This window comes from Haemophilus influenzae (assembly GCF_019703545.1).
Lineage (GTDB): Bacteria > Pseudomonadota > Gammaproteobacteria > Enterobacterales > Pasteurellaceae > Haemophilus > Haemophilus influenzae_E.
In genome coordinates, this window is record NZ_AP018771.1 from 621664 (window position 1) to 648508 (window position 26845).

Genomic DNA, 26845 nt, shown 5'->3' on the forward strand with positions numbered 1-26845 from the left:
AATGCCCCCTAGCTACGTTTCCAACTTTGTTGTAACTGAGCATAATTTAATTGAAGCCACTGCAATCCAATCACTGCAATGCCATTATCAATTTTCCCCTCGCACATCCATTGATACGCCTGTTCACGTTTTACTACGTGCACTTTAATATCTTCATTTTCTTCAGCCAAACCGTGAATGCCTTTCGCTTGTGTGCTATCCACTTCGCCTGCAAATAAATGAATCCGCTCCACTATGCCACCTGGGCTATCCCACACACTTAAACAATGTGTTAAATTTTTGACTTGAATCCCTGCTTCTTCTTCACTCTCACGCAAAGCAACGTCTTCTGGCTTTTCGCCCTTTTCCACCATACCTGCGATTAATTCAAGTAACCAAGGCGAACGATGAGATTCAGGATGATAAGCCGCGCCAATACGAACTTGTTCAACTAAAATCACCGAATCTTCTTTTGGATCATAAGCGATAACCGCTGAGGCTGCGCCTTTAATCAGTAATTCTCGGGTTACGACGCCACTTTGCCCCCCAGCAAAAAGTTTATGTTTAAATTGGATTCGTTTAAGCGTGAAAAAACCTTCATACAAAGTTTGTTCGCCCAATATTTCTATATCTTGTTGGCTAAAATGTTGAATTTCTGACATCTGTTTTCTCCAAAACTGCACGCAAAATCATACGCTTAAAAGACTACAAAAAAAATAGAAGGTTTCCACTTTTTGTTGAGAGTTTGAAGTGAGTCACAAAAAAATAAAATGCCATTTTTACAAAATAAGCATCTTACAAAACTTTACTCACAATTTTTCCATCAGCCACTTGGGTTGTAATGAAGTCCCCTTGCTTTACATCTTTCACGCTAACAATGGCTTTACCTTGCGGATTTTCCGCAATGGAATAACCTCTTGCCAAGACTTTCAACGGGCTTAAGCCATCCAATTTTCCGCATAACGTTGCCAGTTTATTTTGACGCTCCGTCACTTGGCGATTTACGCAAAAATTTAACCGCACTTGTAACTGCTCTAAGCGTTGTTGATGACGTTGCACTCGATATGGCAATGGATTTTGTTTTAAACGAACAGAAAGTGCGGTCAATTTTTGCTGTGTATTTTCAAACTGACGCAACATTGCAAGTTGCAAGCGATGCGTAAGCTGTTCATTTTTCGCTTGTTGAGCGCGTAGCTGATTCTGCGGATGTTGATTGTGTAATCTTAAGGTTAGCTGTTTCAAACGCTGGCTTTTTCGCGTAAATAAACGATCAAATGCCATATCTAAACGTTGCTGTTGATGGCGAAGTTGTTGCAATAATTCATCTTGATTACGACTCACTAACTCAGCCGCTGCGGAAGGGGTCGGCGCACGAAGATCTGCAACAAAATCGGCAATCGTCACATCTGTTTCGTGACCTACCGCACTGATAATGGGTAAGGTTGAACGAAAAATCGCTCGCGCTACTTCTTCTTCATTAAAACACCAAAGATCTTCTAAAGAACCGCCACCACGCCCCACAATTAATACATCCACTTCTTGTCGCACATTAGCAAGTTCAATCATTTGCACAATTTCTGCTGTCGCCTCTTTACCTTGAACTGCAGTGGGATAAATAACAACTTTTAAACTTGGATCACGGCGTGCCAAGATATGCAAAATATCTTGCAATGCTGCACCTGTAGAAGAGGTAATAATCCCCACCGCTTTACTAAAGTGCGGTAGATTTTTCTTAAGATTTTGAGCAAACAATCCCTCCGCAGCCAGCTTCATTTTTAATGCTTCAAATTGCTGTTGCAATAATCCCTCGCCAGCTGGGTGCATAGAATCAATAATAAGTTGATAATCGCCGCGAGGCTCATATAAACTCACATTGGCACGCACAAGCACTTGCATTCCATTTTGTGGACGAAAAGCAACACGCAAATTCTTCATACGAAACATCGCACAACGCACCTGTGCATTTTTATCTTTCAGCGTTAAATACCAATGGCCAGACACAGGTTGGGTAAAATTGGAAATTTCCCCCGTCAGCCAAATTTGGGAAAAATGCCCCTCCAACATCTGACGTGCGGCAGAGTTGAGTTGAGAGACGGAATAAATATTGTCTGACATATTATTCAATTAACACCCAACCATCATCAACCCAGTTACAAATTGAATCTAACAGCAAATCCATTGAGGTTTCAGGATCTTCGGTTTTATTCACTAAACTTGATAAAAATGCCCAATCTAAACTTTCGCCGTCAGATAAGCGTTTTAACACTTCGGTCTCAATCACATTAAGCTCATCTAACCATTCGCCGTTCGCATAAATTCGCAACGGATTTTCGGTGTAAAGCAATTTACAATTGTTGTCTTGAGAAAGGAATGCCCCATCTTCTTCTAGAATTGACCGCACTTCATCTGGATCGCACATTTCATCCGAAACTAATAACTCATAACGACGAGAACTCACCGCACTTGCCACAGCTTGTTTAAATAACGTATCAAAAGCTTTTGAATTAGCCAATTTATCTAATAAAAGCTGTTTCATTGCTTGAATATTTTCATCTGCAAGTTTACCTGTAGCTTGCACAGACTGGCTTAAACGTAGTGGCAAATCAAACTCGCTTAAATTCAAATCTGGATCTTGATGACAGAAACTTTTGCTTACGCTATCAATCAAATTGCTTAAATTTGGATAACGCAAGCCAAAAGAAAAGGTTAAACAATCATCTTCAGCCACGCCATAATGTGCCATACGGGCTGGAATATACAAAATATCCCCTGGATTCATCACTTCATCAATGACTAATTCGCCCATATCATCAAAAATTCGGATCGATTGATTGGGTTTAAATTCAGTGCTTGTATCACACCATTTACCCACTTGCCAACGACGATGACCATAGCCTTGCACTAAAAATACATCATATTCATCATAATGCTTACCGACAGAGCCACCTTTCGGCGCATAAGACACCATAATGTCGTCACGTTGCCATTGAGGAATAAAGCCAAATTTGTTCCAAAGTTGCCCTAATTCAGGCGACCATTGCTCCAAATTTTGAACCAACACCGACCATTTTTCTGGCAATTGTTGGAAATCCTTTTCGCTTAAAGGGCTAAAAAAAACTTTCCAATCATCATCAGAAAATGTCTTCACTAAACGAGCAGTAACATCTTCATTTTGTGCAAGTTCAATAATATCTTGTGGCTCAAACTGCCCAACAATTTCAGGCAAACCGTTACGAATCACAAGTGGCTTTTTCTGCCAATAATCACGTAGAAAAATTTCTGGCGTGATATGTTCAGGTAAACAAAAATCAACGGATGAAAGTGCGGTCATTTTTAAGCTCCTTTTTCTTTGTCTTTGGCTGCAGCTTGCTCTGCTGCACGCTTACGGCGAATTTCTTTCGGATCTGCAAGTAATGGACGATAAATTTCAATACGATCGCCCTCTTTTAATACATCAGTCAATTTTATTGGACGACTGAAAATCCCAATTTTATTTGTGCTCAAATCAATCTCTGGAAATTGGCTTAAAATCCCTGATTGCGTAATCGCCGTTTGCACGGTAATTCCTTCATCAACTTGAAAAGATTTCAAATAATAACGTTCGGGAAAAGCATAAGCGATTTCAATGTTAATCTGATTCATTTTTACTTCTTTGTTAAAAAATTTTAGCCATTATAACGGAAAAGTGCGGTGACTTTTAATGATAAATCACGCGCAATAAATTACCTCTTTGTTTCCGCCTTATAGATTGAGAATTTAAGGCTTTTTCGCTACAATACGCCACTATTTTTTACATCATCAAATTTTTACATCATCAAATAAAAATGTCAGAAATAAAACTCATTGTTGGTTTAGGCAATCCTGGCGAAAAATATACCGATACACGCCACAATGCAGGCGAATGGCTTATTGAACGCTTGGCACGTCGTTTTAACGTTTCACTAAATCCAGAAAGTAAATTCTTCGGAAAAACTGCCCGCACTTTAGTGAATGGAAAAGAAGTACGCCTTTTAGTGCCAGCAACTTTTATGAATTTAAGCGGTAAAGCAGTTGGTGCGTTGGCAAGTTTTTACCGTATTAAACCTGAAGAAATTTTGGTTATTCACGATGAACTAGATTTACCTGCTGGCATCGCAAAACTCAAACAAGGCGGTGGACATGGTGGGCATAACGGCTTAAAAGATATTGTGGCACAACTAGGCAATAACAATAATTTCTACCGTTTACGCATTGGCATTGGGCATCCAGGCCATCGTGATTTAGTGGCAGGTTACGTCTTAAATAAACCATCGCCAGCAGATCGCAATGCACTTGAAAAAGTACTAGATGAAGCCACTGATTGTGTGGAAATGATTTTCAAAGATGGAATGGTCAAAGCGACCAATCGTTTAAACAGTTTTAAAATTTAAAAGTGCGGTTAGTTTTACAACCGTTTTACTCAAAATAAGGAAAAATTATGGGATTCAAATGTGGTATTGTGGGATTGCCAAATGTCGGCAAATCTACTCTTTTTAACGCACTCACTAAAGCTGGCATTGAAGCCGCAAACTATCCATTCTGTACTATCGAACCAAATACGGGTGTCGTGCCAATGCCAGATCCACGTTTAGACGCATTGGCAGAAATCGTTAAGCCTGAACGCATATTACCTACCACGATGGAATTCGTGGACATCGCAGGCTTAGTTGCGGGAGCAAGTAAAGGCGAGGGCTTGGGTAATAAATTCTTAGCAAATATTCGTGAAACCGATGCGATAGGTCACGTAGTGCGTTGTTTTGAAAACGATGACATTGTACACGTTGCAGGGAAAATTGATCCGCTTGATGATATTGAAACTATCAACACTGAATTAGCCTTAGCAGACTTAGACAGCTGTGAACGAGCAATCCAACGTTTACAAAAACGTGCCAAAGGTGGCGACAAAGAGGCTAAATTTGAACTTTCCGTTATGGAAAAAATCCTCCCTGTGCTGGAAAATGCAGGAATGATTCGTTCTGTTGGATTAGACAAAGAAGAATTGCAAGCAATCAAGAGTTACAACTTCTTAACTTTAAAACCAACAATGTATATCGCAAACGTAAATGAAGATGGTTTTGAAAATAATCCATACTTAGATCGCGTTCGTGAAATTGCCGAAAAAGAAGGGGCAGTGGTTGTTCCAGTATGTGCTGCAATTGAATCTGAAATTGCAGAACTTGATGATGAAGAAAAAGTCGAGTTTTTACAAGATTTAGGCATTGAAGAACCAGGATTGAACCGAGTAATTCGTGCTGGTTACGCACTTTTAAATCTTCAAACTTATTTCACTGCTGGCGTAAAAGAAGTACGAGCTTGGACAGTTTCAGTCGGCGCAACCGCACCAAAAGCAGCAGCCGTAATCCACACCGACTTTGAAAAAGGCTTTATACGAGCAGAAGTTATCGCTTATGAAGACTTTATCCAATTCAACGGTGAAAACGGTGCAAAAGAAGCGGGTAAATGGCGTTTAGAAGGCAAAGATTACATCGTGCAAGATGGCGATGTAATGCATTTCCGATTCAACGTATAAAAACACACAAAAAATTACCGCACTTTTGACTCATAGAACAAAGTGCGGTTTATATTTTTATTAAAGGAATATTATGTCATCTATTAAATATCGTCCAGAAATTGATGGACTACGCGCAATTGCTGTTATTTCAGTCATTATTTATCATCTTAATGAAAACTGGTTATCAGGCGGTTTTCTTGGGGTGGATATTTTCTTTGTTATTTCTGGGTTTCTGATTACGGGTATTATTATCACAGAAATTCAACAGAATTCTTTTTCGCTTAAACAATTTTATACTCGACGTATTAAACGAATTTATCCCGCTTTTATTACAGTGATGGCATTAGTGTCTTTCATTGCGTCTGTTATTTTTATTTATAATGATTTCAATAAATTAAGAAAAACCATTGAATTAGCTATTGCATTCCTATCTAATTTTTATCTAGGATTAACACAAGGTTATTTTGATTTAAGTGCAAATGAAAACCCTGTATTACATATTTGGTCATTAGCCGTAGAAGAACAATACTATCTTATTTTTCCACTTATCCTCATTTTAGCTTATAAAAAGTTTAGAGAAATTAAAGTATTATTTATTATAACGCTAATTTTGTTTTTTATTTTACTTGCCACCTCTTTTATTCCAGCTAATTTTTACAAAGAAGTATTGCATCAGCCTAATATTTATTATCTCTCTAACCTCAGATTTCCTGAATTACTTGTAGGATCTTTGTTGGCAATTTATCATAATCTTTCAGCAAGCAAGCAAGCAAGCAAGCAAGCAAGCAAGCAAGCAAGCAAGCAAGCAAGCAAGCAAGCAAGCAATGTTATTGCAATATTAAGTACATTACTATTATTTTCCTGCTTATTTTTAATGAATAATAATATTGCATATATTCCAGGTATTACTTTAATTCTTCCTTGTATTTTTACAGCATTAATTATTCATACTACATCACAAAATAACATCATTAAATTATGTTTATCTAATAAAGCAATAGTGTTTATTGGGAAAATCTCTTATTCCCTTTATTTATACCATTGGATTTTTATTGCTTTTACTTATTATATAACGGGCGAAAAACAAATTAATAATCAATCGATTGCTATAGTAACAGTATTAACAATAATTTTTTCAGTTCTAAGTTATTATTTAATCGAACAGCCAATTAGAAAATCGAAACTAAACTTTAAACAAAGTTTTCTTTATATTTATTTTATTCCTTCTCTTTTACTCTTAGGATTTAATCTTTATAAAAGACAAATAATGCGAGTTGAACAAGAATATATTGAACAAGAATCTCCTATTTCTAATGAAAATCATTATCCTGCTAAGGTCATTATTTTAGGCGATTCTCATTCTTCACATTTAGAAGCTTTTCTAAACTATGTGGGAAATAAAGAAGGCTGGAAAGCAGATATTTTCAAAGATAAATTTGAATGTAGCTTTATTGTGAATGAACAATATCAATTAGATCCTAATTGCCAATCTGTATGGCAGAAAGATTCTCAATATAAAGCGATATTTATTTCAGCATTTTATGACTTGAGAATGGGCGGACAGCCAGTACCTCGTTTTAGACCCGAAACTTTCATTGAACCAGACTTTAAAGCGCGTTTTAAAAACACAGTGAAACAACTAGCGATGCAAAAGCCCGTATATGTTTTTGCTAATAATAGTTCAGTAAGTCGTTCTCCGCTGCGTGGTTATTTATTAGAAAATTATGGACTTGAAAAATATTTAACGCCAATTCATCGTATGGGCGATATTGATGCGAGTAACAAAATTATTCATGATTTAGTCAAAGATATTCCTAATGTTTATTGGGTAGATGCTCAACAGTATTTACCAAAAGATAGCGTTATGGCAGAAGGAAAATACTTGTACGCTGATCAAGATCACTTAACAAATTTTGGTGCTTACTATATGGCAAAAGAATTTAGTAAATACCAACGAGTGATGACACCTGAACAAGTGAAAAAACTCTACGAGTAAAAACGAAAAGCGTTGAGCTATTTGCCCAACGCTTTTTGTATATTTACCTAAGTGCATCGACTAACTTCTCACCAATAGGTTTTCGCCATCCAATCAGCAACTCTGGTAGTTTATTTTGAGAACAATTATATTTCCAAACCCATTTAATTAATTCTTCCAAAGTGCGTTTACTTGCAACGATTTCAGGGGTTAAACCTGCTGGTGTTAGGCTATTCACTTTTTCTTGTAATAATTGAATTGTTTTTTTATAACGAGGATCTTCAGAAATACGTTCAATAGGTTTTGGATAGTCGTCAGAAGAAACACGTCTTGCTTGAGCAAGTAATTGTAAAATCTTTTTACCACGCACACGCACTTCATTTTCAGTTAATCCCATTTCTAACATTTCAGATGTATTACGTGGATTATTCTTTGCCACTTTCCAAAGATGTTCTGATTTCACAATATAAGAAAGTGCTAAATCACGTTCTATTGCCACGTTTTGTCGCCACTGTGCCAAAATTCTTAAACGAGACAGTTCTAATGGATTTAATTTCCAAGCATTTGGAATATCTAAATACGCTTTTTCTGAATCTCGCTCTTGTAATTTATGCGTTTTAGCAAGAACAAGTTCGCAATCATCTCTTACTGCTTGTTCCCAAGGTGTTTTAGCTAACTCTTTTTCAAGAATATGATAAAGCGGCAACAAATACCAAACATCGCCTGCGGCATATTGAAGTTGAATATCAGAAAGGGGGCGTTTGATCCAATTGGTGCGAGTTGCACCTTTATCGATTTCTACATTTAAGTATTGTTGTGCTAATTTTGCCAAGCCTGCTGATGCACCCAGCCCAATAAAGCGGGCCATAATTTGCGTATCAATCATTGGGTGTGGAAGCTGATCAAATTCTTGTAAGAAAACCAATAAATCTTCACTACAAGAATGTAAGATTTTTAATACCTTAGGATTGGCTAATAGTGCAATAAAAGGCGAAAAATCCGTAATCGCTAAAGGATCAATTAAAGATACGCGCTCGCCATCATAAAGTTGGATTAATCCCAGCTTAGGAAAATAAGTGGAAACACGCATAAATTCTGTATCTAAGGCGACCGCACTTTTCATCTGAGCCAAATTACAAACTTCTAATAGCGCAGCATTATCCGCAATGACTCTAAAGTGCGGTAGATTTTGACATTCTTTTATCATAGTGATTTTTTATTTGAAAAGAACAAAAATGGGATATTGCTATCCCATTTTGACATTAATGTTTTGAACGTTTTGCGATCTCTTCATCGCGTAAAACCCGACGTAAAATCTTACCAACATTAGTTTTTGGCAGTTCGTCTCGGAACTCAATTTCTTTTGGTACTTTATAGCCAGTGAGATATTGACGACAATGGTTGCGAAGTTCATCACGAGTTAAACTATCGTCTTTTTTCACGACAAAGATTTTTATTGTTTCGCCAGAAACTGCGTGAGGAACACCAATTGCCACAGCCTCCGCCACTTTGTAATTCAGCATAACGACATCTTCAATTTCATTTGGATAGACATTAAAGCCAGAAACCAAAATCATATCTTTTTTACGATCCACAATGCGTAAACTATATGATTCATCCATAATGACAATATCGCCTGTTGCCATCCAACCGTCTTTTAATACTTCACTGGTTGCTTCTGGTCGTTGCCAATAACCTCGCATTACTTGATCGCCTTTCACCCATAATTCGCCAGCTTCGCCAATTTTTGCATCTGAACCGTCATCTTTAATGATTTTTATATCAGTATTTGGCACTGGCACGCCAATAGTACCATTATGTTTCACAACATTAATTGGACAAGCGGCGATTAATGGCGAACACTCCGTCATTCCATACCCCTCAATGATGTTACAGCCCGTTAATTCGTGCCAACGTGTTGCTACAGACTGTTGAATAGCCATACCGCCACCCACAGAAAGTTTCAACGCAGAAAAATCAACTTCTTTGAAATTTTCATTATTTAACAAAGCATTAAATAAGGTATTTACACCAGTAATCGCTTCAAAACGGTATTTTTTCAACTCTTTCACAAATCCTTCAATATCTCTCGGATTAGTAATTAAGATCGCCGTGACGCCTAATTCCAAAAATAATAAGCAGTTTACCGTTAAGGCAAATACGTGATAAAGAGGCAAGGCTAAAATAGCTGAACGAGTGCGAGAATGATCGCCAATAAAAGGCTCTGCAATCCATTTTGCTTGGAAGACATTGGTTATAATATTTCCGTGTGTCAGCATTGCACCTTTCGCTACACCTGTTGTGCCGCCTGTGTATTGTAAAAAGGCTAAATCCTCACGCGATATTTCTGGACGAACATATTGGCGATATTTACCAATACTCAATACTTCACGGAACGTCACTGCGTGCGGTAATTTGTATTTCGGCACGAGTTTTTTCACATATTTCACAACAAAATTGACTAAAGTACGTTTACCAAATGAAAGTTGATCGCCCATTCGGGTAAGAATAACGTGTTTGACATTGGTATTGAAAACAACTTTTTCCAAAGTAGAAGCAAAATTTGATACCACGACAATCGCTACCGCACCACTATCTTGCAACTGATGTTCTAATTCTCTCGGTGTGTAAAGAGGATTCATATTTACTGCAATTAAGCCAGCACGCAAAATGCCAAAAAGTGCGATGGGATATTGCAATAAATTTGGCATCATCAATGCCACGCGATCGCCACGCTGAAGTTTAAATTCATTTTGCAAATACGCGGCAAATGCACGACTGCGTTCTTCTAATTTACGGAAAGTAAGTACTTGCCCCATATTAATGTAAGCAGGGCGATCTGGATGTTCGCGCACAGCTTTGTCGAACATATCCAAAATAGATTCATATTTTGAGGTATCCAGAAATTTTTCAGAACCTTCTGGATAATTTTGAAACCAAATTTTTTCCATTTTTTATCCTAATTTGTTGGAAAATCTTTAAGATTTTATTATTTAATTCAAATAATAGCGAATTTCAGGCTGAACATACCAAGGGCGATGTCGCCATCTAAAAAATCCCCAATCATCGTCTTCATCCCAATCATCTGTTGGATAATTATAAGTGGTGCTGAGTGTCCAAATTCGATATTTATCAGCTTGAACAACAGGATAAGTATAATCAGCTTGTTCTATCTTGCCTTTCTCTGTTCCAACTAATTGCCCACCTACAGTAATATAGCGTTCTTTTAAATTTTCAGGCTCAACAAAACCGTTGAAATAGACGACAAAGCGACCATCGGATTGAAATTCAACAAATGGTTTACCTGAAATTGATGATACGGGTAAACTTAACACTTCAATTTTTGTTTGATTTGCTAAAACGGTAGTATTGACAATTTTTCCTCCAAGTCGAACCGTTTTACAATGGCAGGTTAAATCCTGCGGAGAAATCTCGCGATAGGAATTAATTGAGAATCGCTCTTTTTCTAACCCTTTTGGTGGTGCAATACAGCCCGTTAATCCGAAACAAAGTGCGGTAAAAAATAAGGTTATTTTTCTTTTCATTTTCTATCCTCCATTTATTTAAACTTATTCACGTCCTGGTAATTTTTTCCAAGTAACCTCGTTTCGCAAATAAATCGGTTCTATTTCTAAAGCTGAAATTGTGTGTTTTTGCAAGTATTCTACTCGCGCAAGTTCTAACATATATAAGGCATTAGGTAATTCTATATCTGAGCCAGTTAGATTTTTTTCAGTAAATTGAGAATACGCAGCCCAGCCTGTCCCGACTCTAAATGCGTTATCATTTTGAAGCTGACTAATCGCTTTTTCTGGGGAACAAACTTGTTCGCTAATGATTTCTCGCCATTGAAAAAACTCTGCGAAATCTGACCGCACTTTTTCTCTCACTAATTGAGAAAAATAAACTTCATTCATTCTGGCATCAATTGCGGCAACAACATTTTCTGCTTGATGTAATTCAAATGCCGCCTGTGCCATTGCGGTTAAATTTGAAATAGGAATGACAGGCAAATCCGCACCAAACGCTAAACCTTGTGCAATCCCCGCACCAACACGAACACCAGTAAAACTACCAGGCCCACGCCCAAAAGCTAAAGCATCAACTTGATTTAAACCTAAACCCGAATTTGCCAAAATTTCATCGATCATAGGTAAAATTCGTTTAGTGTGTGTGCGTTGTGCTAGTTCATTAATATGTGTTTTCTCACCACGATACAATAAAGCGACTGAACAGGCTTCAGTAGAGGTGTCCAACGCCAATAAAGTTAAATTTTGCATTATTATTCTCGTTTACTTATTTTGTAAGAATTGTATCACTTTGTTGAGATCACGGGTACGACTTGAGTTAGGTAAACTTTTCAAAAAAGTTTCGCCATAATTGCGCATTACTAATCGATTATCACAAATAATCACAACGCCACGATCTGTAACATCACGAATTAAACGTCCAACGCCTTGTTTCAAGGTAATTACCGCTTCAGGAATTTGAATATCATTGAATGGATCGCCACCTTGTAAACGACAATCCTCAATGCGAGCTTTCAACAAAGGCTCATCTGGTGCAGTAAAGGGAAGTTTATCAATAATGACTAAAGAAAGTGCATCGCCGCGTACATCTACACCTTCCCAAAAGCTAGAAGTTGCCACCAAAACGCTATGCGTTTCTTTTATAAATTGTTCGAGTAATTTGACTTTTGAGGTTTCGCCTTGTAATAAAATCGAAAGATGACTTGTTTCACGGAAATATTCAGCTAAACCACGCATCATTGAATAGGAAGTGCAAAGAACAAAACAACGCCCTTTGTTTGCTTCAATCACGGGTAATAACATTTCGCCTAGTGAATTTAATGTATTCACTTGATTGGTATTCGGCAAATATCGAGGCACACAAAGCAAAGATTGTTCAGGATAATTAAAGGGACTATATAAAATTTTTTGTGTCGCATTTTCAATGCCTAAACGTTGGCAGAAATGATTAAAAGTTCCCCCCACTTCTAATGTCGCAGATGTGAATATCCAAGCGGCTTCTTTCGCTTCGAGCTGAGCACCAAATTTATCGGCCACTGTCAATGGCGTAATATGTAAACCAAACTGGCGACCATTTCCTTCATACCAATAACAATAACCCACAATATTTGTTTCTGATAAACGTTTGAGTTGGATTTTAATGGACTCAACACGCTCAAAAATACTGTCTAAAGTTTGGGAACGACCAAGTGCTAATTTAATTACTTCAGATAAAAAATCTATTTTCTCTTGTAATAATTCAAAGGATTTTTTCACCGCACTTTGCCTGTAAAGCTCACGCCAATTTCCTCGAACATTACTCCCATTACCCAGTAATAAACGAAAATCTTGTACCACTTTCAGTAAGGTATCAGATGTTGTGCCAAGCTGCTGCATATCTTTAAGTTCTGTGCGATAGACAATATTAATATCCTTGCATAAATCAAAAAGCTGGCGTGATGTTAAAGATTGACCAAAATATTGACTGGCAATATCGGGTAACTGATGAGCTTCGTCAAAAATAATCACTTCTGCATTTGGAATGAGTTCGCCAAAACCACTTTCTTTCACAGCCATATCAGCAAAAAATAAATGATGATTAATTACAACCAAATCAGCACTTAATGCTTTTTTACGCGCACTTGCTACATAACATTCTGAATAATTAGGGCAATCGGTGCCTAAACAACTTTCAGCTGTACTCGTCAGTTGAGGAATAATTGGGCTATCTTCTGCAAGCTCGATACATTCTGTGAAATCGCCTGTTTTAGTACTATTATTCCATTTTCGTACTTTACTTAATTCAGCTAAAACAGACTTATCTCCAAGCACACCTTGAGCAATCACTTGATCTAAACGCTCTAAACAAAGATAGTTTGCCCGACCTTTTAGCAACGCAATTTTTCCCGTGAAATTAAGGGCTTTTTTAATAGCAGGAAGATCTCGATTAAAAAGCTGATCTTGAAGATTTTTAGATCCTGTAGAAATAATGGTTTTTTTACCAAAAACTAAAGCAGGTGCGAGATATGCAAAGGTTTTTCCTGTACCCGTTCCAGCTTCAATGACAAGGGAAGATTTATTTTGAATTGCTTTACCTACAGCATATGCCATTTCAAGTTGTTCAGCTCGAGGACGAAAACCTTTGATATTTTGGCTTAATTCGCCATTTAGTGAGAAAATATTGGCAATTTGATTTTCGTAATCCATCTAGTAAAACATATTTTTAAAGTAAATAACCGCGAAGATTGTCGCATAGAAACGCTAAATATCAAGAATAAAAATACTGGTGGCTTAAGATTACATAGAGGCTATTTTTAAAGAACGGTTATGTTTTGAATAGATTTTGCTCAATGAGAAAGGTTAAAAATGATTTGTCATTACCTTATCTTTTGCTAGTCAGGCTAAAAGTGCGGTAAAAATTTTAGATGTTTTAAAATGAATAAAATCTTATTGAGTTTTTTCATAGATAGCTTGCTTATCCCAAAAACTGGTTCTAGAATACAGGGTTTATTGCGACCAATTGGGTGAGAATATGTTGGATAATTGCTTTTCTTTTCCTGTTCGTGTGTATTATGAAGATACTGATGCAGGTGGCGTAGTGTATCACGCTCGCTATTTGCATTTTTTTGAACGAGCAAGAACAGAATATTTGCGTACATTAAATTTTACGCAACAAACCTTACTAGAGGAACAACAACTCGCATTTGTTGTCAAAACGCTCGCCATTGATTATTGCGTGGCAGCAAAATTGGATGATTTACTTATGGTGGAAACAGAGGTTTCAGAAGTAAAAGGGGCTACAATCCTTTTTGAACAGAGACTGATGCGCGACACCCTGATGTTATCAAAGGCTACTGTTAAAGTAGCCTGTGTTGATCTAGGCAAGATGAAACCTGTGGCGTTTCCCAAAGAAGTTAAAGCGGCGTTTCATCACTTAAAATAATTTTTCGGAGTATGCAATGACTGCAGAATTGAATTTTTTAGATCTTTTTCTAAAAGCAAGTATTGTTGTGCAACTGGTAATTGTGATTTTGATTTCTTTCTCAATCATATCTTGGGCAATTATTATTCAACGTAGCCGTATTTTAACGAATGCCTTAAAAGAAGCACGTACGTTTGAAGATCGTTTCTGGTCAGGAGAAGATTTAAATAAACTTTATGAAGGGCTATCTAATCGTCGCGATGGATTGACGGGCAGCGAACAAATTTTTTGCGTGGGATTTAAAGAATTTTCACGTTTAAAACAAGTAAATCCAGACGCACCTGAAGCGATTATTAAAGGCACAATGCGTGCGATGAATCTTGCGATGAACCGTGAGATTGAAAGTTTGGAAAACCGAGTTCCATTTTTAGCCACAGTGGCATCTGTTAGCCCTTATATTGGTTTATTCGGCACTGTTTGGGGTATCATGCACGCTTTTATGGCATTAAGTGGTGCAAAACAAGCAACGTTACAGATGGTAGCACCAGGTATCGCCGAAGCGTTGATTGCCACCGCAATTGGTTTATTTGCCGCAATTCCTGCAGTAATGGCTTATAACCGTTTAAGCTTACGAGTGAATGCCATTGAACAAGATTACGGTAATTTTATTGATGAATTTACGACGATTTTACACCGTCAAGCCTTTGGTAAAGCCCCTCACTAAAAATAGGGAAAATTGACCGCACTTTGAAGAAAAAGTGCGGTAAAAATAAGTTAAAATTTTAGAGGAATATATGGCTCGTCGTCAGCGTAAAGCAATTAAATCTGAAATTAATATTGTGCCTTTTTTAGATGTGCTTTTAGTTTTAGTGTTAATTTTTATGGCAACCGCCCCTATTATTAGTCAAAGCGTTCAAGTTGAATTGCCTGATTCTGTGCAAAGCCAAGAGGTTTCTAATGAAGATAAAGTCCCCGTCATTCTTGAAGTGGCAGGTATTGGAAAATATGCGATTTCTATTGGCGGAGAACGTCAAGAAGGTTTAACAGAAGAAATGGTTACTCAATTATCTAGACAGGAATTTGATAAGGATAATAATACGCTATTTTTAGTAGGCGGAGCTAAAGAAGTGCCTTATGAAGAAGTGATTAAGGCATTGAATTTACTTCATCTTGCAGGCATTAAATCTGTAGGTTTAATGACAAATCCCATTTAGCTAAGTAGGTAACACGTGCAAAATAATCGACAAAAGAAAGGAATCAATGCTTTTGCTATTTCTATCCTTTTGCACTTTATCTTGTTTGGCTTATTGATTTTAAGTTCACTTTATCACACTGTTGAAATTATGGGTGGAGGAGAAGGTGAAGGAGATGTAATAGGGGCAGTGATTGTTGATACTGGTACGGCTGCTCAGGAATGGGGGCGTATTCAACAACAAAAAAAAGGGCAAGCGGATAAACAAAAACGCCCAGAACCTGTTGTGGAAGAAAAACCACCTGAGCCTAATCAAGAAGAGATTAAGCATCAACAAGAAGTTCAACGACAAGAAGAGTTAAAACGTCAGCAAGAACAGCAACGTCAGCAAGAAATCAAAAAACAACAAGAGCAAGCTCGTCAAGAAGCGTTGGAAAAACAGAAGCAAGCTGAAGAGGCTAAGGCTAAACAAGCGGCTGAAGCTGCAAAATTAAAAGCAGATGCAGAGGCTAAACGTTTAGCTGCTGCGGCAAAACAAGCTGAAGAAGAGGCTAAAGCGAAAGCAGCAGAAATTGCTGCTCAAAAAGCAAAACAAGAGGCGGAAGCTAAGGCGAAACTAGAAGCGGAAGCTAAGGCAAAAGCCGCTGCTGAAGCTAAAGCAAAGGCTGAAGCGGAGGCAAAAGCGAAAGCTGATGCAGAAGCTAAGGCTAAAGTAGAAGCGGAAGCTAAGGCAAAAGCCGCCGCTGAAGCTAAAGCAAAGGCTGAAGCGGAGGCAAAAGCTAAAGCTGATGCAGAAGCTAAAGCGAAAGCCGCTGCTGAGGCAAAAGCTAAAGCTGCTACGGAAGCGAAACGTAAAGCAGATCAAGCAAGCCTAGATGATTTCTTAAATGGCGGAGATATTGGTGGCGGCAGTGCATCTAAAGGGGGAAACACAAATAAAGGTGGAACTCAAGGTAGCGGTGCTGCACTTGGCTCTGGCGATGGTGGTAAGGTTGGGGATCAATACGCAGGTGTAATTAAGAAAGAGATTCAACGTCGTTTCTTAAAAGATCCAAATTTTGCAGGAAAGGTTTGTCGTATTAAAATTCAATTAGGTCGAGATGGCACAATCTTGGGGTATCAAAAAATTTCAGGCTCTGATGATATTTGTTCAGCTGCATTAAGTGCGGTGGCTAGAACGAAAAAAGTTCCAGCTGCGCCATCAGATGAAATTTATGAAAAATATAAATCACCAATTATTGACTTTGATATTCGATAATTCTTTAGAAAAATTTATTGTTAAATTTTAAAGGTAACAAAATGAAATTATTAAAACGTTTAGTGAGCGTATTCGCGATTGTACTTACTGTTGGAAGCAATGCATTCGCTGGCGATGAAGTACGCATTGTCATTGATGAAGGGGTTGATGGTGCACGTCCTATAGCTGTTGTGCCGTTTGCAGGATCTGCACCAGAAGATATTAGTAAAATTGTTGCAGATGATTTACGTAACAGTGGTAAGTTTAATCCTATTGCGGTGTCTCAAATGCCTCAACGCCCAACTTCAGCAGCAGAGGTAAATCCTGAGGCTTGGTCGAATATTGGAATTGACGCAATTGTAATTGGACAAGTGGTTCCATCGGGTAATGGTTATAGTATTACTTATCAATTAATTGATACGGTTGGTGCATCAGGTACGCCAGGGACTGTATTAATGCAAAATAGCTATACAGTGACAAATAAATGGTTACGCTATGGCGCACATACTGTGAGTGATGAAGTTTTTGAAAAATTAACTGCGATCCGCGGTGCCTTTAGAACTCGTATCGCTTATGTTGTGCAAAAAAATGGCGGTTCGCAACCTTATGAAGTTCGTGTAGCAGATTATGATGGCTATAATCAATTTATCGTCAATCGTAGTGCCCAACCAATTATGTCTCCAGCTTGGTCTCCAGACGGTCAGCGTTTGGCTTATGTATCGTTTGAAAATAAAAAATCACAACTTGTTGTACAGGATTTAAATTCTGGCACACGTAAAGTAGTGGCATCTTTTCAAGGGCATAATGGTGCGCCAGCCTTTTCGCCAGATGGTTCTCGTTTAGCTTTTGCTTCTTCTCGTGATGGTGTTCTGAATATTTACGTTATGGGAGCAAATGGCGGTACACCTACTCAATTGACGAGTGGTGCGGGTAATAATACTGAACCAGCGTGGTCGCCAGACGGAAATTCAATTTTATTTACATCCGATAGAAGTGGTTCGCCACAAGTTTATCGAATGGATGCAAGCGGTGGTAGTGCAACAGTAGTGGGTGGTCGCGGTAGCGCACAAATTAGTGCAGATGGAAAAACACTTGTGATGATTAATGGTAACAATAATGTAGTTAAACAAGATCTCACAACAGGCGTTTCAGAGGTACTTAGTACATCTTTTCTAGGCGAAAGCCCAAGCCTCTCTCCAAATGGAATTATGATTATTTATAGTTCTACACAGGGCTTAGGAAAGGTGCTACAATTGGTTTCCGCAGATGGTCGCTTTAAGGCGAGCCTTCCAGGAAGTGATGGTCAAGTTAAATTTCCAGCTTGGTCTCCATACTTAACTAAATAAAAAACTCATTTAGGAGAAATCTAATGAACAAATTTGTTAAATCATTATTAGTTGCAGGTTCTGTAGCTGCATTAGCAGCTTGTAGTTCATCTAACAACGATGCTGCAGGCAATGGTGCTGCTCAAACTTTTGGCGGTTACTCTGTTGCTGATCTTCAACAACGTTACAATACCGTTTATTTCGGTTTTGATAAATATGACATTACTGGTGAATACGTTCAAATCTTAGACGCACACGCTGCATATTTAAATGCAACGCCAGCTGCTAAAGTATTAGTAGAAGGTAACACTGATGAACGTGGTACACCAGAATACAACATCGCATTAGGCCAACGTCGTGCAGATGCAGTTAAAGGTTATTTGGCTGGTAAAGGTGTTGATGCTGGTAAATTAGGTACCGTATCTTACGGTGAAGAAAAACCTGCAGTATTAGGTCATGATGAAGCTGCATATTCTAAAAACCGTCGTGCAGTGTTAGCGTACTAATTCTTAGTATTTCTAATACTTGAAAAACAGGATCCATTTTTTATTGGATTCTGTTTTGTTTTCATCGTTTGTAATTTAACCAATTAGCTTGAACGAATGAATTTATTCTTTCGATTCTAGAGCAAATGCGTTATCATAAATCCATTAATACAGTGGGTCGTTAGCTCAGTCGGTAGAGCAGCGGACTTTTAATCCGTTGGTCGAAGGTTCGAATCCTTCACGACCCACCACTCTCTGATTTAGTTGTCCAGTTGGGTTGTTAGCTCAGTTGGTAGAGTAGCGGACTCTTAATCCGTCAGTCGAGAGTTCGAGTCTCTCACAACCCACCATTTTTATTATTCATCTCTAATATTTTAAGTTTCTTTAATTTGCTTAAATTCTTGACTATTTTTAGCGGTTATTGTGGTAGAATACCCTTAAATTTTAGTCGGGCATCATTATGTTGGAAAATATTCGTATTGTTTTAATTGAAACTTCGCACAGTGGTAATATTGGTTCTGCGGCTAGAGCAATGAAAACGATGGGATTGACCCAGCTTTGTCTTGTTTCACCTAAATCTGTTGATGAACAATCTTATGCCCTTTCAGCTGGCGCAGAAAATATTGTAAAAAATGCTAGGGTTGTCGATAGTTTTGATGAAGCCGTCGATGATTGCTCTTTGGTAATTGGAACAAGTGCTCGCTTACGTCATTTACAAAATACATTGATCGAGCCTCGAGAATGCGCAGAGAAAGTTGTAGCGTATAAAGGCAAGATAGCTATTGTGTTTGGTCGTGAGCGTATTGGATTAACCAATGAAGAACTGCTGAAATGTCATTACCACTTGAATATTCCAGCGAATCCTGATTATTCTTCTTTAAATTTAGCAATGGCTGTGCAGCTGGTAAGTTATGAATTGCGTATGGCTTTCTTAGTTCAAAATAATAAGAAAAATTCACTTTCTTTAATAGAGAAAAACTATCCAACAACAGATCAGTTAGCTTATTTTTTTGACTACACAGAACGTATATATCAGTCTCTTGGATTTATTCAAAATCAAGGAGTTATGCGTAAATTAAAGCGTTTATACTATCGTGCAAAATTAGAGAAAAACGAATTAAATATTTTAAATGGTATGCTAAGTGCGGTTGAAAAACGAATTGATTTAACAAAAGAGAATAATTGACTAAATTAGTCAGATATGTAAGTATTGCGCAATTAATTTTTAGGGATTCTTTATGAAACTTACATCGAAAGGTCGTTATGCAGTTACAGCCGTTTTAGATATTGCTTTAAATGCAGATGGCGGGCCTGTAAGCCTTGCGGATATTTCTGAACGCCAACATATTTCCTTATCTTATTTAGAGCAACTTTTTGCTAAATTACGTAAAGATGGTTTAGTCAAAAGTGTTCGCGGGCCAGGAGGTGGTTATCAGTTAGGGCTACCAAGTGAACAAATTTCTGTAGGAATGATTATTGCGGCAGTAAATGAAAATATTCACGTAACGAAATGTCTGGGGCGTGAAAATTGTAAAAATGGTGTGGAATGTTTAACTCACGAACTTTGGGAAGATTTAAGTTTACGTATTGAAAGTTTTTTAAATGAGATTACGTTAGCAGAGCTGGTAAATAAGCGTAATGTAAAACGTCAATCTCATCGTGATTTTAGTAATTTATTAGTTAATCAATAAAAAGGATAAGCAGTATATTTTTTAATAAAAAAGTGCGGTTATATTTAGCATAATTTAGGAGTGAAAATGAAATTACCTATTTATTTAGACTACGCAGCGACCTGTCCAGTCGATGAACGTGTTGCGAAAAAAATGATGGCGTTTCTAACCATCGATGGCACATTTGGTAATCCAGCCTCTCGCTCACATAAATTTGGTTGGCAAGCAGAAGAAGCTGTTGATATTGCGCGTAATCAAATCGCTGATCTCATTGGTGCAGATTCTCGTGAAATTGTCTTTACTTCTGGTGCGACAGAATCCGACAACCTCGCTATTAAAGGTGCGGCGCATTTCTATCAAACTAAAGGTAAACACATTATTACCTGTAAAACTGAACATAAAGCAGTGTTAGATACTTGCCGTCAATTAGAAAGAGAAGGTTTTGAAGTCACTTATTTGTCTCCAGAAGCTGATGGTTTAATTGATTTAGAAAAATTCAAAGCTGCGCTTCGTCCAGATACAATTCTAGCTTCAATTATGCACGCTAATAATGAAATTGGTGTGTTACAAGATATTAAAGCTATTGGCGAACTTTGTCGTGCAAATAAAACAATTTTCCATGTGGATGCAACTCAAAGTGTTGGTAAAGTTGAAATTAATTTGGAAGAATTAGCTGTTGATTTAATGTCGATGTCTAGCCATAAACTTTACGGGCCAAAAGGTGTTGGCGCATTGTATGTTCGTCGTAAACCTCGCATACGTTTAGAGGCGATTATTCATGGTGGTGGTCACGAACGTGGTATGCGTTCAGGTACATTACCTGTTCATCAAATCGTAGGAATGGGAGAGGCATATCGAATTGCAAAAGAAGAAATGGCATCAGAAATGCCACGCTTAAAAGCACTTCGTGATCGTTTATATAATGGCTTAAAAGATATTGAAGAAACTTATGTAAATGGTTCAATGGAACATCGTTTAGATAGCAATTTAAATATTAGTTTTAACTATGTTGAGGGAGAGTCCTTAATGATGGCGTTGCGCGATATTGCTGTCTCTTCTGGTTCTGCTTGTACATCTGCTAGCTTAGAGCCATCTTATGTATTGCGTGCACTTGGCTTAAATGATGAATTGGCGCACAGTTCAATTCGTTTCACATTAGGTCGTTATACTACTGAAGAAGAAATTGATTACACAATTAATTTAATGAAGGGCGCGGTAGAAAAACTTCGTGCATTATCGCCATTATGGGATATGTTTAAAGAAGGTATTGATTTAAATACCATTGAGTGGTCAGCTCACTAATATTTAGTTGCCATTATCTGACAATGGCATTCACTAGAATTGAAAAAAGGAAAGTTAAAATGGCTTATAGCGAAAAAGTAATTGATCATTATGAAAATCCACGTAATGTGGGATCATTGGATAAAAAAGATAGCAATGTTGGTACTGGAATGGTTGGTGCGCCAGCTTGTGGTGATGTTATGCAACTACAAATCAAAGTAGATGATAATGGCATTATTGAAGATGCAAAATTCAAAACTTACGGCTGTGGTTCTGCGATTGCATCTAGTTCATTAATTACTGAGTGGGTAAAAGGTAAATCTTTAGAAGAAGCTGGGGCAATTAAAAATAGCCAAATTGCTGAAGAATTAGAATTGCCGCCAGTGAAAGTGCATTGCTCTATTTTAGCAGAAGATGCAATTAAAGCAGCAATTGCTGATTATAAAGCAAAACAAGGCTAATCATGTGAAAAAGTGCGGTCAATTTTGACCGCATTTTTAGCGGGGGGATAGATGGGTATTACATTAACAGAAAAAGCAGCTCAGCGAGTGAAAGCCTTTTTGGATAATCGTGGTAAAGGTATTGGATTACGTTTAGGTGTGAAAACATCAGGTTGTTCTGGCTTAGCTTATGTACTTGAGTTTGTAGATGTTTTAAATTCCGAAGATCAAGTTTTTGAGCAGCACGGTGTTAATATTATTGTCGATCCAAAAAGTCTTGTTTATCTCAATGGCATTGAGCTGGATTATGTAAAAGAAGGCCTAAATGAAGGCTTTAAATATAATAATCCAAATGTAAAAGAATCTTGTGGTTGTGGCGAAAGTTTCCACGTTTAAGGTAATAATCTGATGTTCAATCCTTTTCAAATTTTTGATTTGCCAGTTGATTTTCAGCTGGATGAAAAAGTACTAAATGCACGTTATTTAAAATTACAAAAGGCCCTACATCCAGATAATTTTGTCTCAAGTAGTGCTTTAGATCAACGTGTTGCGATGCAAAAATCTACCGAAGTGAATGATGCCTTAAAAACGTTAAAAGACCCAATTTTGCGAGCTGAAGCGATCATTGCTCTTAATACTGGTGAGCAGTTAGATCTTGAACAAAAAAGCACGCAAGATGTGGCGTTTTTAATGCAACAATTACAATGGCACGAACAATTAGAAGAGCTTGAAAGCCAGCAAGATGAAAGAGCATTAAATGCTTTTGCTAAAGAAATTAAACAAGAAACTCAATCATTATTGACCGCACTTTTTGAGAGTTTGAAATCTCAACAATGGGCGAGAGCATCTCAATACTGTGATAAATTACGTTTTACCCATAAACTTTCTGAAGAAATTGAACGTGTGGAAGAACGAATTTTTGAATTAGATTAAATGTGGGGGCAAATGTAATTTGCCCCTACGAGATGTGAATAAATAACACTATGCAAACTCTTGAACAGCTCACTAGCCCAGAACATTCTGCTTGGATAACCCTTTCCCAATGGATTGATAACGCTCGCAATCATTGTGAAGTAATTAAAAAAGATCAATCCAGTGCGGAGCGTGAGCTTTTTACTATGCAAATGCCAACATCCTCGCCAATGGGTGCAGTAATCTATGAAACAGGTGGAATTTTAATTCATTATGGTTGGTTACGTATTTTAGGTTCTGGAAGTTTTAAATTACCGCGTGGCTTGATGGATTGGAATTTCAGTAAATCTTTTAGTGAGTCAGGCGAAAAACCAAAATATTTATTAGTTGCAGATGATGTGATTGGTGGTTATTTTGCGTTAAATGGTGGTTCGTTAGGCAATAATATTGGAAAAATTTATTACTATTCATCAAAAGATCTTACTTGGCATAATTTAAATTTTACTTACACAGAATTTTTAGCTTGGGCATTGAATGGCGATGTAGAGGCCTTTTATCAAGGGCTATTTTGGAAAAATTGGCAAGATGATGTAAAACAATTAGATGGTAACCAAGTTTTTGTATTTACGCCTGATTTAAACCAAGATAGAAAAATAGCAATTGATGAACGTCAAAAACAGGAAGTCAATATTGAAACCCATTACCAAGCAAGCTTTGCAGAAAAAAATAAATTTGATTTGGCGTATTCCGTCGCATAACCAGTAGAAAAATAGCATATGGCATTATTACAAATTGCAGAACCAGGACAAGCTGCGGCACCGCATCAACATCGTTTAGCCGTTGGGATTGATTTGGGAACAACCAATTCTTTGGTTGCATCCGTGCGTAGTGGGCAATCCGTGATTCTTAATGATGAACAAGAACGCAGTCTTGTGCCGTCAGTTGTTCATTATGGCGTTGAAGAGAAGAAAGTTGGTTTAGAAGCCTTTGAACAAGCCTCACTTGATCCAAAAAATACGGTGATTTCAGTAAAACGCTTAATTGGTCGCAGCCTTTCTGATGTTCAATCTCGTTATTCTAGTTTGCCTTATGAATTTGTGGCGAGTGAAAATGGATTACCTTTAATTATTACGGCACAGGGGCCTAAAAGTCCAATTGAAGTGTCTTCAGATATTTTATCGCGCTTAAATCACATTGCAGAACAACGCCTTGGAGGTGAGCTTTCTGGGGTTGTGATTACGGTTCCAGCTTATTTTGATGATGCTCAACGTCAAAGCACTAAAGATGCTGCGCGTTTAGCTGGGCTAAATGTATTACGTTTATTGAATGAACCTACTGCAGCTGCAGTTGCTTATGGATTAGATAGTGGGCAGGAAGGCATTATTGCGGTTTATGATTTAGGCGGCGGTACATTTGATATTTCAATTTTACGCTTATCAAAAGGTATCTTTGAAGTTCTTGCAACGGGTGGAGACACTGCATTAGGTGGAGATGATTTTGATCATTTAATTGCAGATTGGGTAATAGAACAAACTAAGCTAAAACCACAAACAGCAAATCAACAGCGTGAGTTAATAACCCTTGCTAACCAAGCTAAAATTACTTTGACTAATGAAAAAAGTGCGGTTATTTCTTGGCAAGATTTTTCAGTAGAAATTTCGCGGGAACAATTCAATGAATTAATTTATCCGCTTGTAAAACGTTCATTGCTAACTTGTCGTCGGGCATTGAAAGATGCCAATGTGGAATCCGAAGAAGTGCAAGCGGTGGTAATGGTTGGCGGTTCAACTCGTGTGCCTTATGTAAGAGAACAAGTTGGCGAGTTTTTTGGTAAAACACCATTAACCTCAATCGATCCTGATAAAGTTGTGGCACTTGGTGCTGCAATTCAAGCAGATATTTTAGTCGGGAATAAAACTGATTCTGATATGTTATTGCTTGATGTTGTACCACTTTCTTTAGGCATTGAGACGATGGGCGGATTAGTGGAAAAAATTATTCCACGTAATACAACAATTCCTGTAGCTCGTGCGCAAGAGTTTACTACTTTCAAAGATGGACAAACGGCAATGACTGTTCATGTGCTACAAGGCGAACGAGAGCTAGTGGATGATTGTCGTTCTTTAGGACGCTTTACTCTACGAGGTATTCCGCCAATGGCAGCGGGTGCAGCCCATATTAGAGTGACTTATCAAGTGGATGCAGATGGTTTATTAAGCGTTACAGCGATGGAAAAATCGACAAAAGTACAGTCTTCAATACAAATTAAACCATCTTATGGCTTAACTGATGAAGAAGTAACCGCAATGATTAAATCTTCTTTTGATAATGCGCAAGAGGATTTACAAGCACGTGAATTAGCCGAGCAACGAGTGGAAGCAGATCGTGTTATTGAAAGCGTAATTGTTGCGTTACAAGCAGATGGGGCTGAATTGCTTAGCACAGATGAATTTCATCATATTGAAACTGTGTTAAAACAATTAATGGATGTAAAACAAGGTTCAGATCGCGATGCAATTGCGCAAGGAATTAAAGCCTTAGACACTGCTACCCAAGAATTTGCGGCTCGTCGAATGAATGCGTCAATTAATAAAGCTTTGACGGGTAAAAATCTGTCAGACATTGAAAATCCGTAAGAGTGCGGTCAGATATTAAATAATTTTGAGGAAAGTATTATGCCAAAAGTGATTTTTTTACCTAATGAAGATTTTTGTCCTGAAGGTATGGTCGTTGATGCTGCAACAGGAGATAACTTATTAGAAGTTGCTCACAATGCAGGAGTAGAAATTCATCACGCTTGTGATGGTTCTTGTGCTTGTACAACTTGCCACGTGATTGTTCGTGAGGGGTTTGATTCTTTAAATGAAACGAGTGATCAAGAAGAAGATATGCTAGATAAGGCTTGGGGATTAGAAATGGATAGCCGTTTATCTTGTCAATGTGTCGTGGGAAATGAAGATCTTGTGGTAGAAATTCCAAAATATAACCTTAATCACGCAAATGAGGCTGCTCACTAATGAAATGGACAGACACCCAATTAATTGCAGAAGAACTTTACGATCGTAATCCAGATTTAGATCCAAAAACCGTTCGTTTTACTGATTTACATAAATGGATTTGTGAACTTGAAGATTTTGACGATGATCCAAATAAATCAAATGAATCAATTCTTGAGGCTATTTTATTAAAATGGTTAGATGAATTTGAATAATCAGAAATTTGATTGAAAAAATACCCGCACTTTGATGCGGGTATTATTTTTTAAAGGTTGTTTAATTTCATTTTTGCCATTTGTTGTTCTAATTGGCTACCACTTTGTTGTGCTTGCTCAAAGCTGTTTTTCGCCGCAACTTTATCTCCTTTTGCAATTTGGATATCGCCAGTTAAAATCGCTTTGCGAGCATTAAAACTTTCGCCTTTCACTTGGTTTAATGTAGTTAAAGCATTATCTAATTGACCCAATTGAAATTGCACTGCACTTAAACGTAATGCAATAATAGATGTTAATACTTCATCTTGAGATTGGGTTAATGCTTGGTTTAAATTTGCTTCTGCTGCTGAAAAATCTTGTTTTTCAGTGGCTTTTTTCGCTTCATCTAACAAAGCAAAGACAGCGTATGCCGTTTTGCTGTTAGCTTGCACAAATTGTTCTATATTTGCTTTTTTAACTTGTTCGTCTTGTTGCACAGAATTAATTAAAGCATCATATTGTGCGGAGGCTTGAGCGATTTGTTCTGCTTGGTGTGCTTGCCAATAACGCCATCCAAACATACCGCCCACACCTAAGATAAAAGCGACAATAATTGTTTTGCCATTCTCTTTCCACCACTCTTTCAACTGGTTAATCTCTTGTTCTTCTTCAATGGAATAAGCCATGTTTTTCCCCTTT

At 37.6% G+C, this 26845-nt stretch carries 29 protein-coding genes and 2 tRNA genes; 21 read left to right on the plus strand and 10 right to left on the minus strand.

Going from position 1 to position 26845, the window contains the following annotated elements:
- Window positions 1–8 precede the first annotated feature (8 nt).
- The 4 genes from nudF to K6J66_RS03095 form a co-directional block, all read right to left on the minus strand.
- Window positions 9–641 carry an ADP-ribose diphosphatase gene (gene nudF / locus K6J66_RS03080; protein WP_050838364.1) on the minus strand — a complete coding sequence of 211 codons (633 nt, stop codon included), beginning with the start codon at window positions 639–641 and terminating at the stop codon, window positions 9–11.
- 133 nt (window positions 642–774) lie between these two features.
- Window positions 775–2094 carry an exodeoxyribonuclease VII large subunit gene (gene xseA, locus K6J66_RS03085; protein WP_110442569.1) on the minus strand — a complete coding sequence of 440 codons (1320 nt, stop codon included), beginning with the start codon at window positions 2092–2094 and terminating at the stop codon, window positions 775–777.
- A gap of 1 nt (window position 2095) precedes the next feature.
- Window positions 2096–3310, minus strand: coding sequence for a ribosomal protein uL16 3-hydroxylase (locus tag K6J66_RS03090; protein WP_110442568.1), 1215 nt, complete (start codon window positions 3308–3310; stop codon window positions 2096–2098).
- 2 nt (window positions 3311–3312) lie between these two features.
- Window positions 3313–3621 carry an RnfH family protein gene (locus K6J66_RS03095; protein ID WP_005649214.1) on the minus strand — a complete coding sequence of 103 codons (309 nt, stop codon included), beginning with the start codon at window positions 3619–3621 and terminating at the stop codon, window positions 3313–3315.
- Between the two features lie 182 nt (window positions 3622–3803).
- Between K6J66_RS03095 and pth the strand changes: the two genes are divergently transcribed.
- The 3 genes from pth (at window position 3804) to K6J66_RS03110 (ending at window position 7505) form a co-directional block, all read left to right on the plus strand.
- The gene (gene pth, locus K6J66_RS03100) at window positions 3804–4388 is read left to right on the plus strand and encodes an aminoacyl-tRNA hydrolase (RefSeq protein ID WP_110442567.1); all 585 of its coding nucleotides are present in this window, start codon (window positions 3804–3806) and stop codon (window positions 4386–4388) included.
- 47 nt (window positions 4389–4435) lie between these two features.
- Window positions 4436–5527, plus strand: coding sequence for a redox-regulated ATPase YchF (gene ychF / locus K6J66_RS03105; protein WP_065251519.1), 1092 nt, complete (start codon window positions 4436–4438; stop codon window positions 5525–5527).
- 73 nt (window positions 5528–5600) lie between these two features.
- The gene (locus K6J66_RS03110) at window positions 5601–7505 is read left to right on the plus strand and encodes an acyltransferase family protein (protein WP_110442566.1); all 1905 of its coding nucleotides are present in this window, start codon (window positions 5601–5603) and stop codon (window positions 7503–7505) included.
- Window positions 7506–7548: 43 nt separating this feature from the next.
- Here K6J66_RS03110 and rnd read toward each other — a convergent pair whose 3' ends face one another.
- From rnd to yoaA, 5 genes are read right to left on the minus strand one after another with little or no spacing between them, the layout of a single operon-like run.
- Window positions 7549–8691, minus strand: coding sequence for a ribonuclease D (gene rnd / locus K6J66_RS03115; RefSeq protein ID WP_110442565.1), 1143 nt, complete (start codon window positions 8689–8691; stop codon window positions 7549–7551).
- Window positions 8692–8746: 55 nt separating this feature from the next.
- On the minus strand, window positions 8747–10435 hold the full coding sequence (fadD, locus tag K6J66_RS03120) for a long-chain-fatty-acid--CoA ligase FadD (protein ID WP_038439312.1): 1689 nt from the start codon (window positions 10433–10435) through the stop codon (window positions 8747–8749).
- A gap of 42 nt (window positions 10436–10477) precedes the next feature.
- Window positions 10478–11029 carry a Slp family lipoprotein gene (locus tag K6J66_RS03125; RefSeq protein WP_038439311.1) on the minus strand — a complete coding sequence of 184 codons (552 nt, stop codon included), beginning with the start codon at window positions 11027–11029 and terminating at the stop codon, window positions 10478–10480.
- A gap of 24 nt (window positions 11030–11053) precedes the next feature.
- A complete protein-coding gene (gene tsaB, locus K6J66_RS03130; RefSeq protein ID WP_038439309.1) occupies window positions 11054–11764 on the minus strand; it encodes a tRNA (adenosine(37)-N6)-threonylcarbamoyltransferase complex dimerization subunit type 1 TsaB in 711 nt (236 codons plus the stop codon).
- A 12-nt stretch (window positions 11765–11776) separates the two neighbouring features.
- Entirely contained in the window at window positions 11777–13699 is a 1923-nt protein-coding gene (gene yoaA, locus K6J66_RS03135; protein WP_110442564.1) for a DNA repair helicase YoaA, read from the minus strand.
- A 325-nt stretch (window positions 13700–14024) separates the two neighbouring features.
- Here yoaA and ybgC point away from each other — a divergent pair, with 325 nt between their 5' ends.
- The 18 genes from ybgC to iscX all read left to right on the plus strand — a co-directional run bounded on the left by ybgC (window position 14025) and on the right by iscX (window position 26167).
- On the plus strand, window positions 14025–14435 hold the full coding sequence (ybgC, locus tag K6J66_RS03140) for a tol-pal system-associated acyl-CoA thioesterase (RefSeq protein WP_038439306.1): 411 nt from the start codon (window positions 14025–14027) through the stop codon (window positions 14433–14435).
- A gap of 16 nt (window positions 14436–14451) precedes the next feature.
- Window positions 14452–15138, plus strand: a complete 687-nt coding sequence (gene tolQ, locus K6J66_RS03145; RefSeq protein ID WP_005649191.1) for a protein TolQ — start codon at window positions 14452–14454, stop codon at window positions 15136–15138.
- Window positions 15139–15208: 70 nt separating this feature from the next.
- Window positions 15209–15628: a colicin uptake protein TolR gene (tolR, locus tag K6J66_RS03150; protein WP_005649190.1), complete on the plus strand. Its 420-nt coding sequence runs from the start codon at window positions 15209–15211 to the stop codon at window positions 15626–15628.
- Window positions 15629–15643: 15 nt separating this feature from the next.
- Window positions 15644–16864: a cell envelope integrity protein TolA gene (gene tolA / locus K6J66_RS03155; protein ID WP_038439305.1), complete on the plus strand. Its 1221-nt coding sequence runs from the start codon at window positions 15644–15646 to the stop codon at window positions 16862–16864.
- 41 nt (window positions 16865–16905) lie between these two features.
- Window positions 16906–18189 (plus strand): Tol-Pal system beta propeller repeat protein TolB, encoded by a 1284-nt coding sequence (gene tolB, locus K6J66_RS03160; protein WP_038439303.1) that lies wholly within the window; start codon window positions 16906–16908, stop codon window positions 18187–18189.
- Window positions 18190–18212: 23 nt separating this feature from the next.
- Complete coding sequence (gene pal / locus K6J66_RS03165; protein ID WP_005652235.1) at window positions 18213–18674, plus strand: peptidoglycan-associated lipoprotein Pal; 462 nt, start codon at window positions 18213–18215, stop codon at window positions 18672–18674.
- A gap of 154 nt (window positions 18675–18828) precedes the next feature.
- Window positions 18829–18904 (plus strand) — tRNA-Lys (locus K6J66_RS03170).
- 23 nt (window positions 18905–18927) lie between these two features.
- Window positions 18928–19003, plus strand: a tRNA-Lys gene (locus K6J66_RS03175).
- A 110-nt stretch (window positions 19004–19113) separates the two neighbouring features.
- Entirely contained in the window at window positions 19114–19839 is a 726-nt protein-coding gene (gene trmJ, locus K6J66_RS03180; protein ID WP_005654873.1) for a tRNA (cytosine(32)/uridine(32)-2'-O)-methyltransferase TrmJ, read from the plus strand.
- A 52-nt stretch (window positions 19840–19891) separates the two neighbouring features.
- Window positions 19892–20344, plus strand: a complete 453-nt coding sequence (gene iscR / locus K6J66_RS03185) for a Fe-S cluster assembly transcriptional regulator IscR (RefSeq protein WP_005654871.1) — start codon at window positions 19892–19894, stop codon at window positions 20342–20344.
- Between the two features lie 66 nt (window positions 20345–20410).
- Window positions 20411–21625: an IscS subfamily cysteine desulfurase gene (locus K6J66_RS03190; RefSeq protein WP_032823945.1), complete on the plus strand. Its 1215-nt coding sequence runs from the start codon at window positions 20411–20413 to the stop codon at window positions 21623–21625.
- Window positions 21626–21684: 59 nt separating this feature from the next.
- Window positions 21685–22065, plus strand: coding sequence for a Fe-S cluster assembly scaffold IscU (gene iscU / locus K6J66_RS03195; RefSeq protein WP_005654861.1), 381 nt, complete (start codon window positions 21685–21687; stop codon window positions 22063–22065).
- Between the two features lie 51 nt (window positions 22066–22116).
- Window positions 22117–22440 carry an iron-sulfur cluster assembly protein IscA gene (gene iscA, locus K6J66_RS03200; RefSeq protein WP_005649164.1) on the plus strand — a complete coding sequence of 108 codons (324 nt, stop codon included), beginning with the start codon at window positions 22117–22119 and terminating at the stop codon, window positions 22438–22440.
- Window positions 22441–22452: 12 nt separating this feature from the next.
- On the plus strand, window positions 22453–22977 hold the full coding sequence (gene hscB / locus K6J66_RS03205) for a Fe-S protein assembly co-chaperone HscB (protein ID WP_038439294.1): 525 nt from the start codon (window positions 22453–22455) through the stop codon (window positions 22975–22977).
- Window positions 22978–23027: 50 nt separating this feature from the next.
- Entirely contained in the window at window positions 23028–23714 is a 687-nt protein-coding gene (locus tag K6J66_RS03210) for a DUF2625 domain-containing protein (protein WP_005649159.1), read from the plus strand.
- 18 nt (window positions 23715–23732) lie between these two features.
- Window positions 23733–25592 carry a Fe-S protein assembly chaperone HscA gene (gene hscA / locus K6J66_RS03215; protein WP_038439293.1) on the plus strand — a complete coding sequence of 620 codons (1860 nt, stop codon included), beginning with the start codon at window positions 23733–23735 and terminating at the stop codon, window positions 25590–25592.
- 39 nt (window positions 25593–25631) lie between these two features.
- A complete protein-coding gene (gene fdx, locus K6J66_RS03220) occupies window positions 25632–25973 on the plus strand; it encodes an ISC system 2Fe-2S type ferredoxin (RefSeq protein ID WP_005656373.1) in 342 nt (113 codons plus the stop codon).
- Complete coding sequence (gene iscX, locus K6J66_RS03225) at window positions 25973–26167, plus strand: Fe-S cluster assembly protein IscX (RefSeq protein WP_014550441.1); 195 nt, start codon at window positions 25973–25975, stop codon at window positions 26165–26167. Before fdx ends, iscX begins: the two co-directional genes overlap by 1 nt.
- A gap of 50 nt (window positions 26168–26217) precedes the next feature.
- On the opposite strand, the gene K6J66_RS03230 is transcribed toward iscX, so the two are convergent.
- Window positions 26218–26832 carry a YfgM family protein gene (locus K6J66_RS03230; protein WP_038439292.1) on the minus strand — a complete coding sequence of 205 codons (615 nt, stop codon included), beginning with the start codon at window positions 26830–26832 and terminating at the stop codon, window positions 26218–26220.
- Window positions 26833–26845 lie beyond the last annotated feature (13 nt).